The following is a 22,270-nucleotide window of genomic DNA, read 5'->3' as shown; positions in this document are numbered from 1 at the left end:
ACTGCATTTTCTTGTTACTATTTTTATTCCTCTTTATTCTTCCTATTTCTTCCTTGCTTGTACATAAGTATATTTACTTACCGCAAACTTGGGATGCTCCCTCTATAAGATTTTGACTGTGGATGATAAAAGTGTGAATAGACAGTTATTAGTTAAGCTTCTTGAGCCTTTCGGCTTTGAAGTCAAAGAAGCCAGTAATGGACAAGAAGCGATCGCTATTTGGGAAGAATGGGAACCGCATTTAATCTTTATGGATATGCGAATGCCGATTATGGATGGTTATGAAGCGACTAAATATATTAAAGCCACCACCAAAGGCAATGCCACGGCAGTAATTGCCTTGACTGCAAGTGTTTTAGAAGAAGAAAAAGCGATTGTTTCGTCCGCAGGTTGTGATGATTTTCTGCGTAAACCTTTTAAGGAGCAGGTGATTTTTGATGCACTAACAAAACATTTGGGTGTGCAATATATTTATGAGCAGTCGGCAGATGATCACTCAATCCATGAAGGCTATAATCCCGCGATCGGATCTATAGATCTATCAATATTAACCACAATGTCTGACGAGTGGCGATCGCAGTTATTTGAAGCGGCGATCGAGGGCGATCGCAATCGCGTTATCACACTAGTTCAAGAAATACCCAACCAAGAATCAAGTTTAGTCAAAACATTTGAAAAATTCATTCATCAATTTGCATTTGATGAAATGTTAGAATTTCTATCGTAGTTTCAGCCTATAGAGACTTTAGGCAGTGCAAATTTTCATTTAATATTTATTAACATATGATCAAAGTCCGATCGCCATTAGTTATTTCGATAATTTGCTGCTTGCTCGTCTGCCTATTGTGGGGCTGTCAAAATCCTCCTGCTTCTGTCAAGCGATCGCCATTGAAATTAGCCTGTATCACTTTTGTTGGTTATCGCCCCGCCATTATTGCCCAAGAAAAGGGCTTTTTTAAAGCCCAGGGTGTAGATGTGGAACTGAGTTATGTGGATTTTGCCCAGTTACAGCAGGCTGACTTTAGTGCAGGGAAGTATGACGGGATTGGCTTGACCTTGGGTGATTTCATTATTTTGAGCGCGAATAATCCCAATATGCAAAGCGTATTGGTTGTGGATGAGACCAATGGAGCCGATGTGGTTGTTGCTCAGCCTGAAATTAAAACCATTGAGGATTTGCGGGGCAAAAAAATTGGCTCAAATCTCGGTGGCTTTAGTGAAGTATTTGTCACGGAGATGTTGAGACTCTCTAACTTAACTACCGATGATGTGAATCTGGTCAAGTTTGATGCGCTGGAAATCCCGCAAAGGCTAAAGAATAATGATATTCAAGCAGGGCATACTTGGGAACCTTTTGTATCAGAAGCACTTAAGCAAGGAGCAGTTACCCTATTTACAAGCAAGCAAACCCCAGGTTTAATTTTGGATTTGGTGGCTTTTCGCAATGAAACCATTCGCGATCGCCCCGAAGATGTTAGGGCTTTTGTGCGCGGTTGGCTGCAAGCCATAAATTTTTGGGAACAGAATCTTAAAGATGGCAATGAAATTATCACTAAAGCCCTCAAAATTCCCATTGAGACAATTTCCTTAGATGGGGTAAATCTCACTAATCTGCAAGAAAACCAGCAATTTTTTGGTTCCGATAATCCTAATTCTATCTATAATACTGCCAAAATCTATGCCGACTTTTTCATTCGTTCTGGCAACGTGACGCGGATTCCTGAACTCAAGTCTCTGTTCAATTCCTCCTTTTTAAACTGACTCTTAAATTGATTCTTAAGTTGATTTAAGAGATTGTTTGAAAAGTCTGGACACTCGCTAAAAATACTGATTGATCCCCCCTAGCCCCCCTTACGAAAGGGGGGAAAAGATTAAAAAAGTCCCCCTTAGAAAGGGGGATTTAGGGGGATCAAAACTTTTCAAACAGGCTCTAAGTGGCTCTCAAAATCTAAATCATTAAATCCAAAGTATCAAGAATATGCGTTTTAGTAGTATCCGCCAGAAATTAATTTTTGCTTTTTTGATTGTGGCACTGATTCCGATGTTGTTATTGGGGGCAATCAATAAGCAATCGACAGAAAGCACCTTGACCGAAAATGCTAGACAATCTCTATCGGCGGCGGCGAATGCTACTGCTAATCGCGTTGATGCTTTTATTGATGGCAACCTCAATGCGGTGCGCGTGGAGGCAATTTTACCAGGATTATCCACTTACCTAAGTTTGCCAGCAGCCAATCGTGAGAATAGCCCAGAATCAAGGTTGGCGATGGAAACTTTGATTCGGTTGAGCCGAAAGGATATGCTGAATGTTCTATCCTATGCCTTGCTTGACCTCAATGGTAAGAATGTATTAGATACCAATACTCCTGATCTTGGTAAAGATGAGTCATCGCAGGATTATTTTCAAGAACCATTACGATCGCAGTTAGCTTTTGTTTCTAGTATGCAGCGATCGCCGACTATTCCAGACTTGGTAATCTTGGTATTTAGTAGTCCTGTTCGCAATGCGCGGGGACAAATTTTAGGAATATTGCGGGTTACGTACAATGCTGCGGTTGTGCAACAACTAGTGACAAGGCAAACCGAGCAGGCGGGCGAAAAATCCTTGGCAATTCTTCTCGATGAGAACTATATCCACCTCGCCCATAGCAACGATCCTAAATTGCTATTCAAATCCATCGTTCCCTTACCCGATCGCGTGGTGACGCAATTACAAAATGCAGGGCGCTTACCCAAATTGCCATCGGCGGAATTAGCCATCAATCAACCCATCCTCCAACAAGCATTAGACAGTAAACAATCTTACCTAGTAGCTAATTTAAGTGCCGACAACCAAAAGGATCTAGTGGCGATCGCTAATTTGCAATATAAGCCTTGGTCGGTACTGTTTGCCCGTCCTGTCGCCGTTGCCCTTGCGCCCCTAGAGCGCCAAATTCGTGATGCCATGTTTCTATTCGCAATGATCGCCATCATCGTAACTATGATTGCCCTAGCGATCGCCCAACTTCTTACTAAACCAATTATTCATCTGACCAAAATTGTCTCTCAATTTACCGCAGGTAATCTTGATGTAAGGGTAAGCTCCAGTGCTAACGATGAAATTGCCCAACTTGCCGCCTCTTTTAATAACATGGCAGAACAGTTACAGAACTCATTTGTAAATCTAGAAATCCGTGTACAGCAGCGTACATCGGAGTTAGTAATTGCCAAGGAAAAAGCAGAAGTTGCCAATCAAGCCAAAAGTACGTTTATCGCCAATATGAGCCATGAATTGCGATCGCCTTTAAATGCTGTAATTGGCTTCTCACAATTGATGTTACGCGCTAAAGGACTCTCCCCAGAGCAGTACGAAAATGTGGGCATTATCCATCGCAGTGGCGAATTTCTCTTAACCTTGATCAACAACATTCTCGATTTATCCAAAATTGAAGCGGGGAAAGCTACCCTCAATCCCCATAACTTCGATCTCTATCGCTTACTGGATGATCTAGAGGATATGCTGCATCTCAAAGCAGAGTCAGCAGGCTTGGAATTATTCTTTGAAAGGCAACCATCGCTGCCGCGTTACATTTACACCGATGAATTAAAACTGCGCCAAGTTATCATCAATCTCCTCAGCAATGCCATCAAATTCACCGAACAAGGGAGCGTGATTCTCAAGATATTCCATGAAGAACAAGGATCTGATGACCTAAAGCTCTATATAAGTGTGAGTGATTCTGGTGTGGGCATAGCGAAGGAAGAATTAGCTAATATTTTTGAAGCCTTTGTGCAGGCAGAGGCAGGGCGGGAAATGCAAGAAGGTACGGGGCTAGGTCTTGCGATCTGTCGGCAATTTGTTCAGTTAATGGGTGGTAATATTTCCGTAGAAAGTGAACTTGGCAGAGGTACGACATTCTATTTTGATATTCAAGCTCAAGCCATTAACAATGCGATCGCCAATAGTCTAGAAAATGAACCCCATAAACGCCATGTCATTGCTCTAGCGCCCCATCAGTCTACCTATAAAATCTTGATCGTTGATGATAAAGAAATTAATCGCCAATTGTTGGTAAAACTGCTCAGTCCTCTAGGTTTTGAATTAAAAGAAGCTGCCAATGGACAAGAGGCGATCGCGGTTTGGGATCAATGGGAACCGCACTTAATTTGGATGGATATGCGAATGCCTGTAATGGATGGCTATGAGGCTACGAAATATATTAAAGCCACCACTAAAGGCAATGCCACAGCAGTGATCGCCCTGACAGCAAGTGTGCTAGAAGAAGAAAAAGCGATCGTGTTGTCCGCAGGTTGCGATGACTTTTTACGCAAGCCATTTAGAGAGCAGACTATTTTTGATGCTTTGCACAAGCATTTAGGCGTACAATTTATGTATGAAGATGAAGAGGCTGAAAAGTCTGTTGACGAGTCTTGCCACAAAACAAATTCAATAAATTTAGCAATCATGGGAGAAGAATGGCGATCTCAATTGTATGTAGCCGCAATCGAAGCTGATGGTAATTACATTATGGAGTTGCTACAAAAAATCCCCCCAACAGAATCCCACACAGCGAAATTTCTAGAAAATCTAGCTCGTCAATTTGACTTTGACGAAATTGTAGAATTAGTTAAGACTTAAACTCAATTACAAATCCCGTAAATCCTACTAGTCTCAAAAATTAGTCGGTAAATCTGAATCAATTAAGATCAACAAGATCAATATGTATAATCTAATTAACGAAGCTTTGACGAATACAAATTCCCAGCCTGACTCAAAAGGCAATATTTTGTTGGTGGACGACCTACCTGAAAACTTAAAATTATTGAGCGATTTACTTTCTAAATATGGCTACACTGCTCGCAGCGTTACTAGTGGTGCTAGGGCGATCAAAACTGCTAAGGCAAAACGTCCAGATGTGATGTTTTTGGATGTACTGATGCCAGAGATGAATGGCTACCAAGTTTGTCAAGCCTTCAAAGCCGATCCTGATCTGTGCGATATTCCCATCATTTTTATTAGCGCTTTGGGGGATACAGTCGATAAATTGAAAGGATTTGAAGTTGGCGGCGTAGATTATATTACTAAGCCTTATCAAGTTAAGGAAGTCCTCGCTCGTTTGGAAGCTCAATTAATCATTCAGAAACAACAGCGCAGTTTGCAGGATGAAATTGCTAAGCGCAAGGAAATTGAGGAGGTTTTATATCAATCGCGATCGCTGCTTTCGAGTATTTTAAATAGTGCCTTAGATGGAATTGCCGCAATGCAAGCAGTTCGCGATCCAGCCACAGGCGAGATCGAAGACTTCCGTTGTCTCGTTGTCAATCCCATTATCTCCAAAATGTTGGGACGTAACCGTGATGATCTGATTGGTAAATTAGTCTTTCGTAGGTTTATCGAACATATTGATCCCCATTTATTTGCGCGTTTTGTGGAAGTTGTTGAGTCTGGCGACCCCTTAGACGAAGATTTTTATTATCCCCTAGATGATTCTGACTCTAGCTGGTATCACTATGTTGCTGTCAAATTGGGCGATGGATTTGCGGTAACAGTGCGAGATATCACTTCACGCAAGCAAACAGAACTTGCCTTACAAGAAGCGAACCGTAAATTGGAATTACTTGCTAATTTAGATGGATTAACCCAAATTGCCAACCGTCGTCGTTTTAATGATTACTTATTGTTCCATTGGCAACATCATCAACGGGAACAAAAAATGCTGTCACTAATTCTCATTGATATCGATTACTTCAAGCTTTATAATGACTCCTATGGGCATCAAGGTGGTGATGATTGCTTAATTCAGGTTGCACAGGCGATCGCCAAAGTACCTCAACGAGTTGTTGATTTGGTCGCAAGATATGGCGGTGAAGAATTTGCAGTAATTTTACCGAATACAGATACTGAAGGTGCGTTGATTATTGCAGAATCTATCAAGCAGGCGATCGCCGATCTTGCCATTCCCCATCAAAATTCAATGGTCAGCGATCGTGTTACCTTAAGTTTAGGAGTAGCGAGTATGATCCCCTCGGTTGGTCAAAGTTTAGAAGTATTGATTAGCAATGCTGATAATGCTCTTTACAAAGCCAAGAAATGCGGGCGAGATCAGGCGATCGCCCATATAGATTAGTTTTATACCAATGGCGCAAAGTACTGTATTACATTAATTGTCTTTAAGGAGCTGATCAACTAAAGTTAAGTTTGGGTTAAGATTAAGTTAACCTAAAGTTAATCTAGGAGGAAAAGGCTATGCTCGCCACCAAACTTATGTTTCCTCAATCCCGTTATTACGGGAAATTTACACCAGAAAATCTCATGTTTAATTCTAATTTACAAGAATTTTCCCATCGCATCAGTATTATTTGCGCCCTTGAGACAGGGGGCAAAATTTCATCGGCGGAAGCCTACACCCAAATAGAGGAGCTATGGCAGCAATTAGCGCGATCGCACCGAGAGATCCTTGGCAACTAGCGATATAGCTGATACGGTTTGCAAATGTTTGCTATGCAAGAAAGCCTGAAAAATGTAGTGGTAATTTAATGGATTGCCACTACATTTTGTGCGTCACACTCAACTGAAAAGCGCTATAACTTGTATGTACAGTGAAATCTAAAATCCTTTACATAAAACGATGAGCGAAAAAATATCATGGACTGCTGAAGCAGAGGCTAAACTCAAGGACATTCCATTTTTTGTTAGACCCTTCGCCTTCAAAAAAATTGAAAAATATGCCCAAGATCGTAATTATCCACAGATAACCCTTGAGGTTTATGAAGAGGCAAAAAAACAATTTAACAAGAAATATGACTGAACAATATGGAGAACGCATCAAGGGTCGAGTCGGTTTGGAAACGCCTTCGCAACGGCGATATTGCCACCTGTGAAGAGGCTTTAAAACTTTTGGTTGATCCCCTTGGCAATCTGCATATTGATTGGCTCGATCAGGATCTAAATTATCGGTTTTTTCGGGAATTTGAAGACCGCAGCATTTTACCGCCCTTAATTCCTTTGCTGTTGTGGCGCAATTGTTTTTACATTGCCAGTCCGCAGACACTTACGGATATGCATCTTAAATTAGTTGGCGATCGCACCCTTACCGAAGTCAAGGCGCTAATGATTAGCAGCGATAGTTATCGCGCTTGGTTTCGTCGTCAAAATTTGCCTAGCCCCAATCAAATTCATTCTTCACAATCGATCAACCCGCTTACAGGGGAATCGGAACAGGTGGATATTGGGGAAGTAACTGACCTATATTTATCGCAAGCCTTTGATCAAACCCGCAGGATCAATGCGCTGATTTCTGTTGCCCTGCAACATCGCGCCAGTGATATTCACCTAGAGCCAACACCCAAGGGGTTGCGAGTACGCTATCGCATTGATGGTATTTTGCGCGATATCAAAACCCTGCCCTTAGAAATTAGTCGCAAAATTATTGTGGCGCTGAAGGTGATGTCTAATATGGATATTGCCGATAGTCGCCGCCCCCAAGATGGTCGCATTGGCAAAGAATATACCAGTACCGAAAACTTGCTGCTAAATCTGGATATGCGAGTGAGTACATTGCCCTGTGTTGGTGGTGAAAAGGCAGTGGTGCGACTCTTACCCCGCGACAATCCCTTCTCCAATCGCCTAGATTGTTTAGGATTTAGCGATCGCGCCCTAAGTGTTTATGACAGTTGGCTACGACAACCACAGGGGCTAATTATTATGACGGGCCCAACGGGTTCAGGGAAAACCAGCACTCTTTATACTAGTCTGCAAGCGATCGCCCAAGAACACGTCAATGTAATCACCGTTGAAGATCCCGTGGAATATGTACTGCCGAATATTACCCAGACGCAAGTATGTGAACCCGCAGGCATGACCTTTGCCGCAGGGCTACGCGCGATCTTGCGCCAAGATCCAGATATTGTGATGGTGGGGGAAGTGCGTGATCCTGAAACGGCGGAAACAGTGGTGAGAGCGGCGCTGACAGGGCATTTGGTCTTATCCACGATGCATACTAATGATGCAGCAAGTGCAATTCCGCGCTTGAGAGATTTGGGACCCGATCCTGGGCTGATCTGCGATGCCCTGCTTGGCGTTGTAGCACAGCGCCTTGTCCGCAAAAACTGCCCATACTGCACGACCACTCACCAACCGACAGCCAATGAGTTGCAGTCTCTGCGGCTAGATTGGGGCGATGTCGCTGTTGGGCAATGGCGGCGTGGTAAGGGGTGCGATCGCTGTTTTGGCACGGGCTATATTGGGCGGGAGGCAATAGTGGAGCTAATTGATATTGACGATACTTTTAGGCAATTGATCTATGAAGGCACGATTACCCAGATTAATCGTTATCTAAGTGAGATAGATTTTGATTCCTTTCGTAGAGCAGCGATCGCCAAACTAAACGCGGGGATCACCACCAGTGACGAGATACTGCGAGTTTTGCCGCGCAGCTCTTTACATCGAATTAGCTCCGCTCCATTGCGTCCTACCCACATCAAAGCAGTCTAAAACCAAAGGAGAGAAAGGCGGCGCATAGCAACCGCCAATCATATCTTACTTAGCTTTAGGAGCTTTAGGAGCTTTAGGCAACCTTAACACCGCGCCAAAAGGCAACATAGCCCTTGATGTTCTTAGCTGCATCCTTAGGCTCTGGATAATACCAAGCCGCGTCATTATTCCTTTCGCCATTGACCTCAATGCTGTAATAACTGGCTACCCCTTTCCATCCACAGGTTGTATGGGTGCTGCTGGGCTTGAAGTATTCCATATTCAGAGCATCAGGGGGAAAGTATTGATTCCCATCGACAACCTCACAGCGATCGCTTTCCGCAAGAACAACCCCATTCCAAGTAGCTTGTTTTGACATCAGACTAATTTCCCTTGATTTATCTAGATATTATGCTTATTTAGTATATTCATGATAACAGTTTCGTCACCAATGGTCTGGTATAGTATCTGTCAAAGCTTAAACAGTATATAGGTCACGGGTATATTAACATTTTCTTAGTTATTCCTCTGTTTAGTAAGGTTTGCTTGTCCAGAGCCTGCAACGCAAAACAACTCAACTTCAACCCAAACTTGAATCTCAATTGTAAAATGGCGCAAGGCTTAAAATATGTTTTTAGTTACAGTTGGTAAAGAGCAGTATCAGTTTAATGCTTTAATGCAATGGATAGAAATATTAATACAATACCGAATTATCAATGAAGATGTGATAGTTCAATATGGAGCGTCTTCCTATGTTCCCGATGGTGCAAGGGCTTACCGCTACTTAGCTGATGCTGATTTCCTAAGTTTAGTTGATAATGCCAGTCTGATCATCAGCCATTGTGATGAAAACATCGCTCAGTTGCTAGAGGAGCGTGATACGCCCTATGTCCTAGTGCCAAGATTGCAGAGGTTTGGCGAATATGCTGACAATCATCAAATGGATGTTGCTGATGAATTTGAGAATCGCGGGATTGCGATCGCCCGCTCCCCTGGCGATATTGTTAAATTTCTCAAACTTCAACAAACATCAGAAGTAATTCCTAAAGTCGACGAAGCCAAATTGTGCGAATTTCTACAACAAAAATATTCGCAAGAGCTATTTCCCAAATTAATGCTAGTTTGTGCGGCGGGGGGAGCTTTTCGATATATGCAAAGCCTAGTTGACTTTTGGGGTAAGTTTGACGATCGCTTTTGGATTGCTGGCAAGAATAGTATTACTGAGCAGGAGATTGAAGCCAATCATTACTGGGGATATACGCCTATTAAGAATAATTTCTTAAATGTTGTCAAAAATTTTGTAGTGGCATTCAAACATATTCCCAAAAAAAAGCCAAATTTAGTGATTTCTACGGGATCAAGCTTTTCAATCCCCTATCTAATTGTGGCAAAGTGGTTTGCTCGCAGTCATGTAGTTTATATTGAATCCAAATCACGTTTCCAAGACATTAGTTTACCTGCTTGGATATTAATGAAATTAAGAGTGCTAGATTTATTGGTGGTCAGAAGTAAAGCGATCGCTGATTTATACTCTCAAACCTTGTATGCTCCCATTGACAACAAGGATGATAGCACTGCTGGTTCATTGCACAGAGACTATAAGCAGGCTTCGATTGTAACTTTCGATGACATTGCCTTTATTTTTAGCCCCGAAAAGTTAGAATTCTCCACCGCAAGGCAGTTTCTCGAAGACTTTCAAGCCCTTTGTAACCCCGATGAAAACTATCAAAAAATTATCATTGATATGAGCCATACAACGGTAATGGATAGCGCAGGACTCGGCACATTAACTAACTGTCTGCGTATAGCCAGAGCTAATGGTACGGATTTGTCATTATGGAGCGTCAGTGACGCAGTAAGCGCTTTAATTGGATTATCTTCCCTAGGTAACTTATTTGTAATTGATCAAAGAAGTAATACCTTTAGATTTTCTAATCCTATCCAAAGAACAAAGGTGGCAAATATTACGAGAACAGGTATGTTGCTGTTTCGGCTGCATATTTTACTAATTGAAACTCCTATTTTAAGGATTTTTTACCCGATTTTGAAATTTTTGTTTCCTTGGATTGATATTGATCCTAGTGTGCCAGTACACCCATCAGTCCGCAGTCCTATTAAGCGATTGATCGATATTATCGGTGCATTAATTGGCTTGAGCTTTACCTCAATTTTATTTATCCCAATTGCGATCGCCATTATGATGGAAAGCAAAGGCGGCATATTATTTGGGCAGGTTCGCTGTGGTTTACTCAGCAAACCATTTCGGATTTGGAAATTTCGCTCAATGGTAAAGAATGCGGAACAGTTAAAGGCAAGGGTCGAAAATCAAGTCGAAGCAAATACTCAATCAAAGGATAGTCCATCCAATTCTGACGATAGTGCTGGGGATAAATTCTTTAAGAATGCTAATGATCCTCGTGTCACCAAGGTCGGTAAATTTCTCAGAAAAACTAGTCTTGATGAGTTTCCGCAGTTTTGGAATGTATTGATTGGGGATATGAGCCTAGTTGGTACGCGCCCCCCCACCTACAACGAAATCAATTCCTATGAGTTACAAGTGGAATATCATGATGAGCGTTATACAGAATGGAATCGCCTTGATGTGAAGCCAGGAATTACGGGAGTATGGCAGGTTAATGGTCGCTCTAGTGTCAGAACCTTTGCTGAAGTGGTCAATTATGATATCGAATATCGTAAGAATTGGAGTATTTGGTATGACCTTAAACTAATTGTGCAAACAGTTTTAGTTCTATTTGACAAGAAAAATAAAGCTGTTTGAATTTGTGGGCATGGTGACAATGAAATCCAGTTTTATCTGGTTCTCTAAAATCTCTCCAAGTATCGTTATTTTTTGTCTTCGGTTTCTACCTTGTCTGTACTAGGGTGAAAACCACGATCATATAAATGGAGAGAGCTAAATGGAGAGAGTCAGCTAATCTTTCGGTTGCCCTACTAAAATAACTGACTCAGGTTTATATTTGAATGCTGTCACCAACACCACAGGCACAAATCTGGACTGCCACCATGTACACTCGTTACATTCCCATGCAATGACTCTGACTATTGGTAGTCCTCACGCGAAAAGGCAAACTCACAAGACAACCCGAAAACCGATGTTGTTGTTCCTATTGTCTGCATTGTTCCTGTTGCGATTTGCCGAACGACAATTGATCGCATTGTTGTTCCACGAGCCACCACGCAGGGCGCTATGGATTTGCACCTTCTCTAGCATCTTGGGCGAACCCAAGACCACTAAATAACTGTTGCTGCAACTGCCATGTATTGCCATGTTGCAGATGTCCTCTCCATGCTTGGATTGAACTTTGGATTTGGTCTGTACTCGCTTCACCTAAACTTACCTGCTTGTATAGACGGTTAAGACGTTTTCTGCCTCGTCTAATGTTTTTAGATATCACACGAATCTGATTGTTTACAATCCGAAATCCCACAAAATTTATACCATACTTGGTTTCAAAAATTTGAGTTTTGCCCGAATGAAGTTGCAATCTGATTTTTGCAAGATATAGTTCTATCTCTAGCTTGGCGAATTTGAGAAAGTCAAGATCGTCGGAAAATATGGCAAAATCATCGACATAACGCACATATCGTTTGGCTTGAAGTCGTTCTTTTACAAAATGGTCAAATTCATTGAGATAGATATTTGCGAAAAATTGACTGGTGAGATTACCAAGGGGTAAGCCTTTGCGATGGGCTAGGGGTGATAATAGATCGTCACCTGAAAAGTATAACTGGACTGGTTCTTGAGGATTGCTGTGATCAATAATTAGGTCAATTAACCAGAGGGTTTTGGGGCATTTAATTTTGCGGCGAATGATTTGTTTGAGAATTGCATGATCGATAGTTGGGAAATATTTTTTGATATCGCATTGCAGAATGTAGCGACTAGCCTGAGCAAATTTGATAAAGCGGCGCAGGGCTTTGTGCGTACCAAATCCTCTACGGTTAGCATAGGAATCGGTGATAAAAGATTTCTCAAATATGGGAGCAATAACATTGCAGAGAGCGTGATGTACTACTCGATCTCTGTAAGGTGCAGCCGAAATCTGACGGGGTTTAGGATCGATGATTTGGAATACTTTGTAATCGCTGGGGATATAGGTTTGGGTTTCTAATTCTTGTTTGAGGGTGATTATTTCATTTTCTAAATTATAATTAAACTCTAAAACATTGGGGCGAAATCTCTTACCTCTTTGGGCTTTTTTTGCGGCTAATATAATATTTTGATAGCTAATAATTTCTTCCCAAAGATTACCAATTCGTTTCATAGAGCATTGCAATTTAATTTTATAATCTAACTTTGTTAAAACCAATCAAAATTATTTTTTGATTATTTTTTGTTTTTTTGATATTTTAGCCAACCACCAATTTCATTGCCTATTTCCTGTAATTGGGTGTTAATATAAACGTATCTTTCTTCTTCAATTTGATGAAAATCTAGTAATAGCCTTGATTGATGCCTGAGTATATCTAGCTTAGCATTGAGAGTTTCTAAAATTGATATTTTATCTTTTGTATATCTGGCAATAATTAATGATTCCATGATATCATAGAGATAGTTGGTAATTCTATCGCCTAGTCCAAATTTATGATGCTTGGGCATTCTGTTAATAATGGGAATATACCATTTAATCAGATCGTAAGTTTTTTGGATAACTGGCAAATCAACTGGTTGTGTACTCATCTTTATTTCATATTTGACTTCTAAAAAATAAAAAAAAGCGCCACAGGCGCTAAGAAGAGTATATAAGAAAGAGGGTAAAGGGAAAAAGGGAAAAAGTATAAAGAAAAAGTCCTCACGCGAAAAGGCAAACTCACAAGACAACCCGAAAACCGATGCCGTAGTACCTATAGCCTGCATTGTCCCTGACGCGAATTGCCGAACGACAATCGAGCGCATTGAAGTACCACGAGCCACCACGCAGGGCGCGTCTATTTTGTTCGCCGCCAGTCAGCCACGCAGAGCCATCGCTGGGCGCACCATTATAATTTTCATGCCAGACATCTTCACACCATTCCCAAACATTGCCACTCATGTCATAAATGCCAAGTTCATTAGCTGTTTTTTCACCCACTGTATGAGTTACGGAACCGCTATTGCTGCCATACCAGCCGACATCATTCAGGTCATTACTGCCTGAGTAGATAAAGCCTCTACTTTGATTGCCTCCTTTAGCGGCATATTCCCATTCAGCTTCACTAGCTAATCTAACATTCCTTTTGACTCTTTGAGAGAGTTCTTCACAAAACTTCTTAGCATCATGCCACGAAATTCCAACCACAGGCTGATCTGCACCTTGAAATTTTGGATCGCAATTTGCTGATCCTTTAGTTTTCATCACCGCTTCCCATTGGGAATTAGTGACTGCATATTTGCCAATTAGAAATTCCTGTAATGTCACCCGATGCTGTGGACGTTCATCATTGTCGCCTTGACCATCAGGCGATCCCATCATAAAGCTACCACCAGAAACACGCACTAGTTCTAGGGTGATGCCCTTACTGAGGTCGAGGGTCAGGTCATCTTCAGAGTAATTGGTTAGATTTAGAGAAATATGCGGCAATCCAAGGTCAGCAGATATGTTTTCATCCACTGTGATCGCAGGTATATCAATTTCTGTAACCTTCTCCAGTTTTAGATCCAGAAACTCGCGAATATTTGCCAAACAATCAGAAATAGTTACCCCCTTACCAGCACCCATCAACTGAGCATCAAAATCAGCTTGTGACTGGACGCTATTCATACGGTCTAACGCATCCTGTAACCGATCTTTTTTCATTTCGCCAGTCACCAAAAAGTCAGCAATGCGCTGAGATTCGCGATCTGATTCAATACTTTGAAATTGCTGGGCTTCTAGCAAATTCGCAATATTCTGAATCTCATTCATTGCCTTTGATAGCTCTTTGTCCACTTTAGAGACATTGGTTAGCAGGTCCTGAAAACTGCCCATAAAAGGCTTCATATATTCCTCAAAATTGAGAGCAATATCTACAAATTCAGCAGTCTTGGCTTGCAACGCATTAATTTCTAATTGCAACTCGTAGAGATCCTTTTGCGATCGAATTTCTTCTAGCACTTGCGCCAATAACTGCTTTTGCGAATCCTGATCGCTGGCAATACGTTTAAGACTCTCACTCATCAAGTCCAATTTTTTGAGCATTAGCACTGCCGCATATCCCGTTGATTTGGCAATATCAAACAATTGCGATCGCATATTACCCAGCATCGCTAGTACTTGCGAGTTAGGATTAGCTTTTTGTAGCTCTTGCTGTTCCTTTTGCAAACGCTTAGTTTCTTTCTCAGCAATCGCCTTACAGTTTTCGCCAATGGTTTCCTTGATTTCTTTTGCTAATTCCTGAAAGAATTTTTGATAATCGTACTGATGATGCTTGAGTACCTGCACCATTTCGTCATAGTTCTGCACGATCGCATTTAGCTCTCGATAGCGTTCTTCAAAATTAAGAGGCTCCCGCTTCTCTCGCTTAACAAGTTTACGTACTTGTTCAATGACCTTTTTTTCGCGCCTAATAACCTTATTCCCGAATAAACCCCGTTTTTCTTCTTCGATGACAATTTTTTCTTCTGGCACAATGACTGACTCATTCTTGACAATCAATCGCCCTTTACTCAAATGTTCATTGCGCTGGCGGATTTGCTGTTGCAGATCATCTAGCTTGCCCCCCGATAGTGCTGGCAGCCGATAGGTTTTCTTGTAGATCTTAATCTCGCGCTTGCCGTCATTGTTATTTGTCATATTCAGCAGATTTTAAGCGATTATTTAATGAATACTATCATACGCAAAACTCAAGCAAACTAAACATCCTCCCAAAAATCGCGATCGAGCATAGTCTCAATGTCTTGGGGATATTGCCAGCGATTGGGAAAATTTATCTGACGATATTCCTTCCGTACTGTTTTTAAAGCAACTCGCCATGCCTCAACAAAACTATCATCCCATCTATTTTTTAAGCTTGGTACTTGCTTTAATAAAAGTTCTAATTCAACGCGCTGATTACGAATTGTGCGCTCCCATCCGTTATAATCATTGGGAATATCTACATACATCCGTTTGAGAATATGCTCTAGCAATGTCACCAGACGACTCAATAGCTCCTTTTTTTGCGAAAGCCCCAAAGACTCCACCTCCTCAATTAAGTTAATAAGATCTAAATTTTGAAAATCTCCAGCCTTGAGCTTTGCCACAGTATCTTCGACCCATAGCAAAATGTCTTGCTCATAGAGCGATCGCGCCCTAATGTCCTTAACATTTTCAGCAACTGCTTCTGTCATGGCTTTCTTCTCAATTGGGTTAACTTATCGACTTTTTATATTGTAATGGATGGCTTAGGCGATCGCTTGCTATATGCAAAGGTACTTGAAAAGCTATTTACTTGTTTGCGTTGAGTCATCATCTTCGCAGCAAAATGACTTGCTACATAGTGACTTCGCCAACCAACTTGATTAAGCATCCCAAAGATTTATATCCTCTTCTAAAATACGATTGCTGTCTTTGCCATAGGTTTGCCGCAATTCTGCAACAATCCCTGCATCAGTGTTGATAAAATCCAATGTCGATATGAGATTGACTTTTTGTTAATCTCTTCTATTTCCAAATGAATAGATCTTTAATTCCACGCAAGTTTTGAATATGGAGACTCTTGATTTTCATGTTTGCTTATCGCTAGGAGTTAACCATTAATTTTACTGTTAATGCTTACTCTTCAAACTGCCAGCGCTCCTTTGAGGCTTCTTCATCGAAGAAACGCTTAGGGCGCAGGGTGAGGGTGATTTTACCGAAGAGTTCGACATTGGGGGCGCTGTCAAACCATGCAAAATTGAGATTGCCATCCGCACCAGCGATCGCAAAATAACTATTTTCATCCCATTCCCTTTGGGCGCGATCAATTAATATCAATACATCTTCGGCGCGATCGCGTACAGAACTCAATACATCTTGATTAATTACTGGTTGCAAAGTATCTGTATTGCAAGCAACCACCACGCCATCCTCAGCTTGATGCACCACCAACCACCCTGGCAGCGTCACCCAAGTTGTCTCGGCTTGAGCATGGACAATGCCAAAGGGCGCAGTTTCTTGAACCTGTGCCACCTTGAGAAACTGCTCAATGGATAGGGGCAGATTGCCCACCACAGGCAAAATGCGCGGAATATTATCTTCGCCGTCATAGCGAAAGTTGGGCAGATTGGGCGCTTTTTTGGGATTGGGGTTTGCCATGTCTAGCAATAGCTGCTCGATCGCTAACCTTGCCTTGGGGCTATGGGCAAAGCGCAAACCTCTAGCAATTAATCGCGTTTTTTCCTGCGGATCGACTTTACCCTGTGCAGATTTGAGAACTTGCAGTACCACCGCATCCCCAGGATGACGGGTGAAGCCTTCGGGTAGATTTGCCATATTCGCCGCTTCTTTGATTGCCTTAACGACATCCTTAGCTTCTAAAACATCTAAATTCTTCTCAAGGGCAAAGGTTGCCATCGTCACCCGTTCGGATTGGGTGAGTACGCGCAACTCGTGGAGAATATCACTACCTTTTTGCTGGAAATGATGTAGCACATGGGCATCGGCACTGCCTGCTTCGAGGCTGGCATATACCTGTGATGCCACCACGATCTGATTTTGTTGAATGGGTTCAAAACCTGTATTCTCAAAAATTGCTAGGGAGGTTTCACCCATTTTTTGCAGAGCTTGGCAAGCCTGCCCCCACTGTACCCAAGTTCCTTGTTTGTGGCGCAATAGCTTCAATAGGCTTTCGGAATCGGCAGGAAAATTTTCAACAGGAACGGGCATGATCTTACAGGTACTGGGTATTAAAGGATTTTACAGCGCTTTGCGCTCAAACCCAAATCAAGTAAGCATTTAAGTAAGCATTTAAAAGTAAGCATTTAAAAGCGTTGATCCCCCTCAATCCCCCTTGTGAAGGGGGAAGAAGAAAACCCTCACCCCTTCATAAGGGGGGCTGGGGGGGATCAATCGTTTTTTTTAGCGAATGTCGAGACTTTTCAAGCAAGCTCTAGGCGACGGCTTTTTTATGTTCGCGCATTGCCATTACAAAGCGCTCAAACAAATAGTCGGCATCGTGGGGACCTGGGCTTGCTTCAGGGTGATACTGCACGGAGAAAATCGGCAAGGTTTTATGCTCTAGTCCTGCAACGGTGCGATCGTTGAGGTTGATGTGGGTGAGCATGGCTGGGGAGGTTTCAAAGGACTCACCTGTGAGGGCAAAGCCGTGATTTTGACTAGTAATTTCCACGCGGCGATCGGCGTTTTCGGCCTGATTTTGGGCGGGTTGATTGAGTCCGCGATGTCCAAATTTGAGCTTAAAGGTGTCGCCGCCCATGGATAAGCCTAGAATTTGATGCCCCAGACAAATACCAAACATGGGTTTATTTGCCTCTAGCAAAACTTTGGCGGTAGCAATGCCCTCTGTGACCGCCGCAGGATCGCCAGGTCCATTGGAGAGGAAGATGCCATCGGGGTTGTAAGCGAGAATGGTTTCGGCAGGTGTATTAGCGGGGACAACAATCACGCGGCAACCATAGCTGGCAAGACGACGCAAAATATTTTTCTTGACCCCAAAATCGATCGCTACCACCGTGAGCGTATCACCTGATAAATGGGCGGGTTCGACAAATTCCCACTCTGTGAGGGTTTTTTCTGTCCATTCATAAATGCGATCGGTGGAGGCTTCTTGGGCGAGGTTTAGTCCTTGCATAGAGGGGGCAGCATTAACCTTAGCCAATAATGCTTGCGGATCGAGGATTTCGGTGGAAATGCCGCCATTCATTGCCCCTAGCGATCGCAGCTTGCGGGTGAGGGCGCGGGTGTCAATTCCTGAAATGCCGACTACGTTATGCGCCTTGAGGTAGTCGGGTAAGGTTTGGCGCGATCGCCAGTTGCTAGGCAGAACTGTAATATTTCTGGCAATGACACCGCGTACCTGTGGGCGATCGGACTCTTCATCTTCGGGGTTTACGCCCGTATTGCCTAGTTCGGGACAGGTGAAAGTAACAATTTGCCCGCGATAGCTAGGATCGGTAATGACCTCTTGATATCCCGTCATGCCCGTATTAAAGACCACTTCACCGATCGCTGTGCCAGAAGCACCAAAGGCATAGCCGTTGTAACAAGTACCATCTGCTAAGACCAAAATCGCCGCTTGCTTTGTTGCCATATCTTCTAAAACTGCTCGTTATTATGTCCTGTCGAATAATTATTGTGGACATTAGCGCTCATTCTAAACGTTATCTAAGTCACAAGATTGTAAAAATTAGCAGTAGTAGAGACTTTGGATCGAAGGCTTAGTATTCTGTAATACAGAAACCAATCATAAATTTAAAGTTAGATTAAAGCACGTATGGATACTGTATACAGTATCCGTCATTGATCTATCCATTGGTTTGAGGAGTTATGTCAAAGGCTTTCAAGAATTCTATATCTTACCTAGTGGCGATCGCGGCTCTATCGAGTGTAGCTGCAAATTCTGCCCAGGCAGCGCCAGATCCTGTAGCTAAAGATGCAGCGATCGCCGAGGTAAAAGATCCTGCAAATATGGCGATCATAGAGCCTAAAATCGCAGATGCGAAGGACGTAAAAATTGCGGAAACAAAGGATACCGCGATCGCCGATCTGATTAATCGTCAAGAAAATGCCGTCAATCTTCAGCTTAACCCAGCCGCCAACTCCCCAATTAGCGGTTTAGCTGTGGATCAATTAGCAGAAACCGCCGAAGTTGCCTCGGTAACATCGGTTTCTCAGCTATCCGATGTGCGCCCCACCGATTGGGCTTTTACAGCTTTGCAATCTCTAGTCGAGCGTTACGGCTGCATTGCTGGCTATCCTGACAGCACCTTTCGTGGCGGCAAGGCTCTATCCCGTTACGAGTTTGCGGCTGGTTTGAATGCTTGTCTAGATAAAATCAATGAGATTATTGCCGCAGGTTTAGCTGATAAGGTATCTAAGGAAGATCTAGCGGCATTACAAAAGCTGCAAGAAGAATTTGCCGCCGAACTCACCACCCTGCGCGGAAGGGTTGATGCCCTTGATAAGAAGGTTGCCACCCTCGAAGCTCAACAATTTTCCCCTACAACCAAGCTCAGTGGTCTCGCTTTCTTTAACCTCACAGGCGCAACCGCAGGTGGTTCTGTAACCGCAGAGCGCGGTCCTAGTGGTAGTGTTTTTGCCGCTCCTGTGCGTGGAGTTGGCGGAGTCCCTTCTACCGTTCAAAGGACTAACCCTAATGTTACTTTTAGTTACTACCTATTCTTAACGCTAACTACCTCTTTTACGGGTAAAGATGCTTTAGTTACTCAATTGGTAACTGGCAACGGCAACTCCCCCGCTAACAACTTTGTATCCGCAGGCTTTACCAACTCTTGGGGAACGCCATTTCTAGATCAAACAGGCGTACCAACCGCTAATCAATTTAATGTTCGCGAGTTGTTCTATAGCTTCCCGCTCACTGATAGCGTGAATATTGCCGTTGGTCCAAGGATTAACTTCTATCGCTACTTTGATGGCAACCGTTTCACTAACTTCTTAACAGGCGCGACCAGTTTCAACTCCAATGGTAGCACCTTGTCTAATTCCGTTGACCGTGGTTCGGGCGCAGTTGTGACTTGGACGCTTAGCCCTCAGTTTAGGTGGACAACCGCCTATCTCGGTGAAAACACTGAATTCCTAAATCCTGCTACTAACCCCAATGTTAATACCTCCAGTAATCCTTTGCAGGGTCTATTTGGAGGTACGAATACGATTAGTACTGAGTTGGTCTATTCTCCAAGCCGTGATGCCAATATCCGTTTAATGTATACCCGATCCAATATTCTGCCTAGCAGTGGAGCTACCCAACAATTTATCGGGGGAGCTACAGGCGAGCCATTGCCCTATGGTATAGCTGATGATGGTCAAGGCGGCGCGATCAAAACAGCGACAGCTGACACAATTGTTTTTAACTTTGATTGGTTGCTTTCTAAGAATTTTGGGCTGTTTGGACGTTATTCCTACGGTAACACCAAGATTTCGCCAGTGAGTGCTATTGTCCAAGGTGGCGACATTGCGGCTCATTCTGTGCAGTTCGGCATGGCATTCCCTGATTTGTTTAAAGAAGGCTCCCTTGGCGTGCTTTCTTTTGTTATTCCCCATATGTATAGCAGTGGACGCAACTTCTTGTTATCTGGTGGCGGCAATGGTGCAACTCAGTATGATCTAGAGCTTTCTTATTACTATCCAATTAGCAATAACATCGCGATCGTGCCTGCGGTTTATGCCATTTTCAATCCCAATAGCTTCTCAACTAACCCAACTGTATTTGTCGGCAATCTCCGTACACAGTTTAGATTCTAGTTACTAATCAGAAAATTAAAAAGCGCGGCTACGCCGCGCTTTTTAATTTTATTACCCAAAAATTTCCGCAGGATCGGCAGATTGGACTTTGCGTAAGGAGATTGTGCCAGAAATTACGCACATAATCATGGTCAGCATCAGTACAGGGATTGCCTTATCCCAGATATAGAGAGGTAGTAAGGTTGCATTTTTGGTCAAGTTGTATAGGAAGAAGGAAATTCCTAAGCCTGGAATAAATCCTAAAATTGATAATAAAAAAGCTTCCTGAATTACGACTCTTGCGAGATAGAAATTGCCATAGCCCATAGCCTTGAGGGTGGCATATTCTGCCATATGGTCAGAGACATCGGTATATAAAATCTGATAGACGATCACGATACCAACGATAAAGCCCATGACTGTGCCAAGGGTGAAAATAAAACCGATCGCTGTACTTCTTTGCCAGTAACCTTTCTCAAAATCGATATATCCCTGTATGGTCATGATGCGGGCATCATCGATCGCCGCATCTTGGGTTTTTTCTAAATCAGCGATCGTGAGATCTGATTGGGCGATCGCCACCTTATTTTTATTCTCTTCCCGCACAACCTTCCCATTAGCATCCACCTGCTCTTGATAGAGAACCAGAATTCTCTTGCCATCTGGCTCTAGCTTTTCGCGGGGTAATATCACCATATGCTCAGGCATATCCTGAATAAACTTGAGCATGACAGCATAGGGGGAAACTTTAGCCTCTAAATTAATCAAGCCGATATTGATCAACCCTGCACGGCGATTGTTAAATATCCTTAAAAAATTAGTATCGCTAGTAATTAATGCGCCATCGGCGGCAAAGGATGCCCCCAACTCAAACAGACCACCGATAGTTAATTTACGGTTTTCCACTTCGCGGGTGACAAAGCTGTTACAGGCAAATGCCTCATCGGTAAATTTCGCTTTGAGGGCGATCGCCCCACACTCACTGACGATCGGACCAAACTCAGCACGGGAAGCGCGATCAAACAACACCACATCTTGCACCTTAGTCCGATCAATATTTGTCGATGCGCCCACCACCTTAAATACTTCAGTATCAGGATCTGCACCCACCACCAAAATATTGCGGGTTTGCCCCGCAGGATCTTCCTTAATTTTCCATGCACCAAGACCGATATAGACAGGATTAACAGACTTTACACCATCAATGCCAAGGCTTTGATAGAGGCGGCGCTGTGAGAAATTTCGCATTCCCACTAAATTAGTAGATTGCGGGCTAATGATTACGAGATCGCCGATCAGGTTGCTCTGTAAGCGAATGGCACTACTGAATAGAGCATCACGAAACCCCAGTTGCAAAAATATTAAGACAACGGCAAAGGTAATGCCCGCGATCGCGGCGAGTAGTCGGCTTTTTTCGTAGGTAAGTTGCAGCCAAGCTAGGGGAACAGCAAGAATCATA

At 42.9% G+C, this 22,270-nt stretch carries 17 protein-coding genes and 1 pseudogene; 9 read left to right on the top strand and 9 right to left on the bottom strand.

What is annotated here, in order from left to right; all coding sequences use genetic code 11:
- Positions 1 to 103: 103 nt before the first annotated feature.
- The 7 genes and pseudogenes from H6F44_RS14245 to H6F44_RS14215 form a co-directional block, all read left to right on the top strand.
- Positions 104 to 727 (top strand): annotated as a pseudogene (locus H6F44_RS14245) (response regulator); the annotation flags it as partial.
- A 56-nt stretch (positions 728 to 783) separates the two neighbouring features.
- Positions 784 to 1,761, top strand: coding sequence for an ABC transporter substrate-binding protein (locus tag H6F44_RS14240; protein WP_190351691.1), 978 nt, complete (start codon positions 784 to 786; stop codon positions 1,759 to 1,761).
- 217 nt (positions 1,762 to 1,978) lie between these two features.
- Positions 1,979 to 4,618, top strand: coding sequence for a hybrid sensor histidine kinase/response regulator (locus tag H6F44_RS14235; protein WP_190351690.1), 2,640 nt, complete (start codon positions 1,979 to 1,981; stop codon positions 4,616 to 4,618).
- Between the two features lie 82 nt (positions 4,619 to 4,700).
- A complete protein-coding gene (locus H6F44_RS14230; protein WP_190351689.1) occupies positions 4,701 to 6,107 on the top strand; it encodes a diguanylate cyclase domain-containing protein in 1,407 nt (468 codons plus the stop codon).
- 119 nt (positions 6,108 to 6,226) lie between these two features.
- A complete protein-coding gene (locus H6F44_RS14225; RefSeq protein ID WP_190351688.1) occupies positions 6,227 to 6,448 on the top strand; it encodes a DUF7219 family protein in 222 nt (73 codons plus the stop codon).
- A 160-nt stretch (positions 6,449 to 6,608) separates the two neighbouring features.
- Positions 6,609 to 6,788 (top strand): PCP reductase family protein, encoded by a 180-nt coding sequence (locus tag H6F44_RS14220; protein ID WP_190351687.1) that lies wholly within the window; start codon positions 6,609 to 6,611, stop codon positions 6,786 to 6,788.
- 5 nt (positions 6,789 to 6,793) lie between these two features.
- The gene (locus H6F44_RS14215; RefSeq protein ID WP_190351686.1) at positions 6,794 to 8,473 is read left to right on the top strand and encodes a GspE/PulE family protein; all 1,680 of its coding nucleotides are present in this window, start codon (positions 6,794 to 6,796) and stop codon (positions 8,471 to 8,473) included.
- A 73-nt stretch (positions 8,474 to 8,546) separates the two neighbouring features.
- Here H6F44_RS14215 and H6F44_RS14210 read toward each other — a convergent pair whose 3' ends face one another.
- Positions 8,547 to 8,831 carry a DUF427 domain-containing protein gene (locus tag H6F44_RS14210; protein ID WP_190351685.1) on the bottom strand — a complete coding sequence of 95 codons (285 nt, stop codon included), beginning with the start codon at positions 8,829 to 8,831 and terminating at the stop codon, positions 8,547 to 8,549.
- Positions 8,832 to 9,080: 249 nt separating this feature from the next.
- Between H6F44_RS14210 and H6F44_RS14205 the strand changes: the two genes are divergently transcribed.
- A complete protein-coding gene (locus tag H6F44_RS14205; RefSeq protein WP_190351684.1) occupies positions 9,081 to 11,231 on the top strand; it encodes a sugar transferase in 2,151 nt (716 codons plus the stop codon).
- 312 nt (positions 11,232 to 11,543) lie between these two features.
- Here H6F44_RS14205 and H6F44_RS24055 read toward each other — a convergent pair whose 3' ends face one another.
- From H6F44_RS24055 to carA, 7 genes are all read right to left on the bottom strand, one after another.
- Positions 11,544 to 11,684, bottom strand: a complete 141-nt coding sequence (locus tag H6F44_RS24055; RefSeq protein WP_242016578.1) for an SUMF1/EgtB/PvdO family nonheme iron enzyme — start codon at positions 11,682 to 11,684, stop codon at positions 11,544 to 11,546.
- Complete coding sequence (locus H6F44_RS14195) at positions 11,659 to 12,738, bottom strand: RNA-directed DNA polymerase (RefSeq protein WP_190351682.1); 1,080 nt, start codon at positions 12,736 to 12,738, stop codon at positions 11,659 to 11,661. Before H6F44_RS14195 ends, H6F44_RS24055 begins: the two co-directional genes overlap by 26 nt.
- Before the next feature lie 62 nt (positions 12,739 to 12,800).
- Positions 12,801 to 13,154, bottom strand: coding sequence for a diversity-generating retroelement protein Avd (gene avd / locus H6F44_RS14190; RefSeq protein WP_190351681.1), 354 nt, complete (start codon positions 13,152 to 13,154; stop codon positions 12,801 to 12,803).
- 130 nt (positions 13,155 to 13,284) lie between these two features.
- Positions 13,285 to 15,225, bottom strand: a complete 1,941-nt coding sequence (locus tag H6F44_RS14185) for a formylglycine-generating enzyme family protein (RefSeq protein WP_190351680.1) — start codon at positions 15,223 to 15,225, stop codon at positions 13,285 to 13,287.
- A gap of 59 nt (positions 15,226 to 15,284) precedes the next feature.
- Positions 15,285 to 15,761 (bottom strand): DUF29 domain-containing protein, encoded by a 477-nt coding sequence (locus H6F44_RS14180; RefSeq protein WP_190351679.1) that lies wholly within the window; start codon positions 15,759 to 15,761, stop codon positions 15,285 to 15,287.
- A gap of 424 nt (positions 15,762 to 16,185) precedes the next feature.
- The gene (locus H6F44_RS14175) at positions 16,186 to 17,277 is read right to left on the bottom strand and encodes a RuBisCO accumulation factor 1 (RefSeq protein WP_190351678.1); all 1,092 of its coding nucleotides are present in this window, start codon (positions 17,275 to 17,277) and stop codon (positions 16,186 to 16,188) included.
- A 223-nt stretch (positions 17,278 to 17,500) separates the two neighbouring features.
- Complete coding sequence (gene carA / locus H6F44_RS14170) at positions 17,501 to 18,661, bottom strand: glutamine-hydrolyzing carbamoyl-phosphate synthase small subunit (protein WP_190351677.1); 1,161 nt, start codon at positions 18,659 to 18,661, stop codon at positions 17,501 to 17,503.
- Positions 18,662 to 18,897: 236 nt separating this feature from the next.
- Here carA and H6F44_RS14165 point away from each other — a divergent pair, with 236 nt between their 5' ends.
- A complete protein-coding gene (locus tag H6F44_RS14165; protein WP_190351676.1) occupies positions 18,898 to 20,832 on the top strand; it encodes an iron uptake porin in 1,935 nt (644 codons plus the stop codon).
- Between the two features lie 51 nt (positions 20,833 to 20,883).
- Here the strand turns inward: H6F44_RS14165 and H6F44_RS14160 are convergent, their stop codons facing one another.
- Positions 20,884 to 22,269 carry an FtsX-like permease family protein gene (locus H6F44_RS14160; protein WP_190351675.1) on the bottom strand — a complete coding sequence of 462 codons (1,386 nt, stop codon included), beginning with the start codon at positions 22,267 to 22,269 and terminating at the stop codon, positions 20,884 to 20,886.
- Position 22,270: the final 1 nt, after the last annotated feature.

It is taken from the genome of Pseudanabaena cinerea FACHB-1277, from assembly GCF_014696345.1.
Lineage (GTDB): Bacteria > Cyanobacteriota > Cyanobacteriia > Pseudanabaenales > Pseudanabaenaceae > Pseudanabaena > Pseudanabaena cinerea.
This window is presented reverse-complemented; position numbering and strand designations above follow the sequence as displayed.

Coding starts and splice junctions, on each gene's coding strand:
- H6F44_RS14235 (WP_190351690.1), top strand. CDS start 1,979: ATGCGTTTTAGTAGTATCCGCCAGAAATTAATTTTTGCTTTTTTGATT.
- carA (WP_190351677.1), bottom strand. CDS start 18,661: ATGGCAACAAAGCAAGCGGCGATTTTGGTCTTAGCAGATGGTACTTGT.
- H6F44_RS14180 (WP_190351679.1), bottom strand. CDS start 15,761: ATGACAGAAGCAGTTGCTGAAAATGTTAAGGACATTAGGGCGCGATCG.
- H6F44_RS14175 (WP_190351678.1), bottom strand. CDS start 17,277: ATGCCCGTTCCTGTTGAAAATTTTCCTGCCGATTCCGAAAGCCTATTG.
- H6F44_RS14225 (WP_190351688.1), top strand. CDS start 6,227: ATGCTCGCCACCAAACTTATGTTTCCTCAATCCCGTTATTACGGGAAA.
- H6F44_RS14195 (WP_190351682.1), bottom strand. CDS start 12,738: ATGAAACGAATTGGTAATCTTTGGGAAGAAATTATTAGCTATCAAAAT.
- H6F44_RS14205 (WP_190351684.1), top strand. CDS start 9,081: ATGTTTTTAGTTACAGTTGGTAAAGAGCAGTATCAGTTTAATGCTTTA.
- H6F44_RS14215 (WP_190351686.1), top strand. CDS start 6,794: ATGGAGAACGCATCAAGGGTCGAGTCGGTTTGGAAACGCCTTCGCAAC.
- H6F44_RS14160 (WP_190351675.1), bottom strand. CDS start 22,269: ATGATTCTTGCTGTTCCCCTAGCTTGGCTGCAACTTACCTACGAAAAA.
- H6F44_RS14210 (WP_190351685.1), bottom strand. CDS start 8,831: ATGTCAAAACAAGCTACTTGGAATGGGGTTGTTCTTGCGGAAAGCGAT.
- H6F44_RS14220 (WP_190351687.1), top strand. CDS start 6,609: ATGAGCGAAAAAATATCATGGACTGCTGAAGCAGAGGCTAAACTCAAG.
- H6F44_RS14240 (WP_190351691.1), top strand. CDS start 784: ATGATCAAAGTCCGATCGCCATTAGTTATTTCGATAATTTGCTGCTTG.
- H6F44_RS14185 (WP_190351680.1), bottom strand. CDS start 15,225: ATGACAAATAACAATGACGGCAAGCGCGAGATTAAGATCTACAAGAAA.
- H6F44_RS14230 (WP_190351689.1), top strand. CDS start 4,701: ATGTATAATCTAATTAACGAAGCTTTGACGAATACAAATTCCCAGCCT.
- H6F44_RS24055 (WP_242016578.1), bottom strand. CDS start 11,684: ATGCTAGAGAAGGTGCAAATCCATAGCGCCCTGCGTGGTGGCTCGTGG.
- avd (WP_190351681.1), bottom strand. CDS start 13,154: ATGAGTACACAACCAGTTGATTTGCCAGTTATCCAAAAAACTTACGAT.
- H6F44_RS14165 (WP_190351676.1), top strand. CDS start 18,898: ATGTCAAAGGCTTTCAAGAATTCTATATCTTACCTAGTGGCGATCGCG.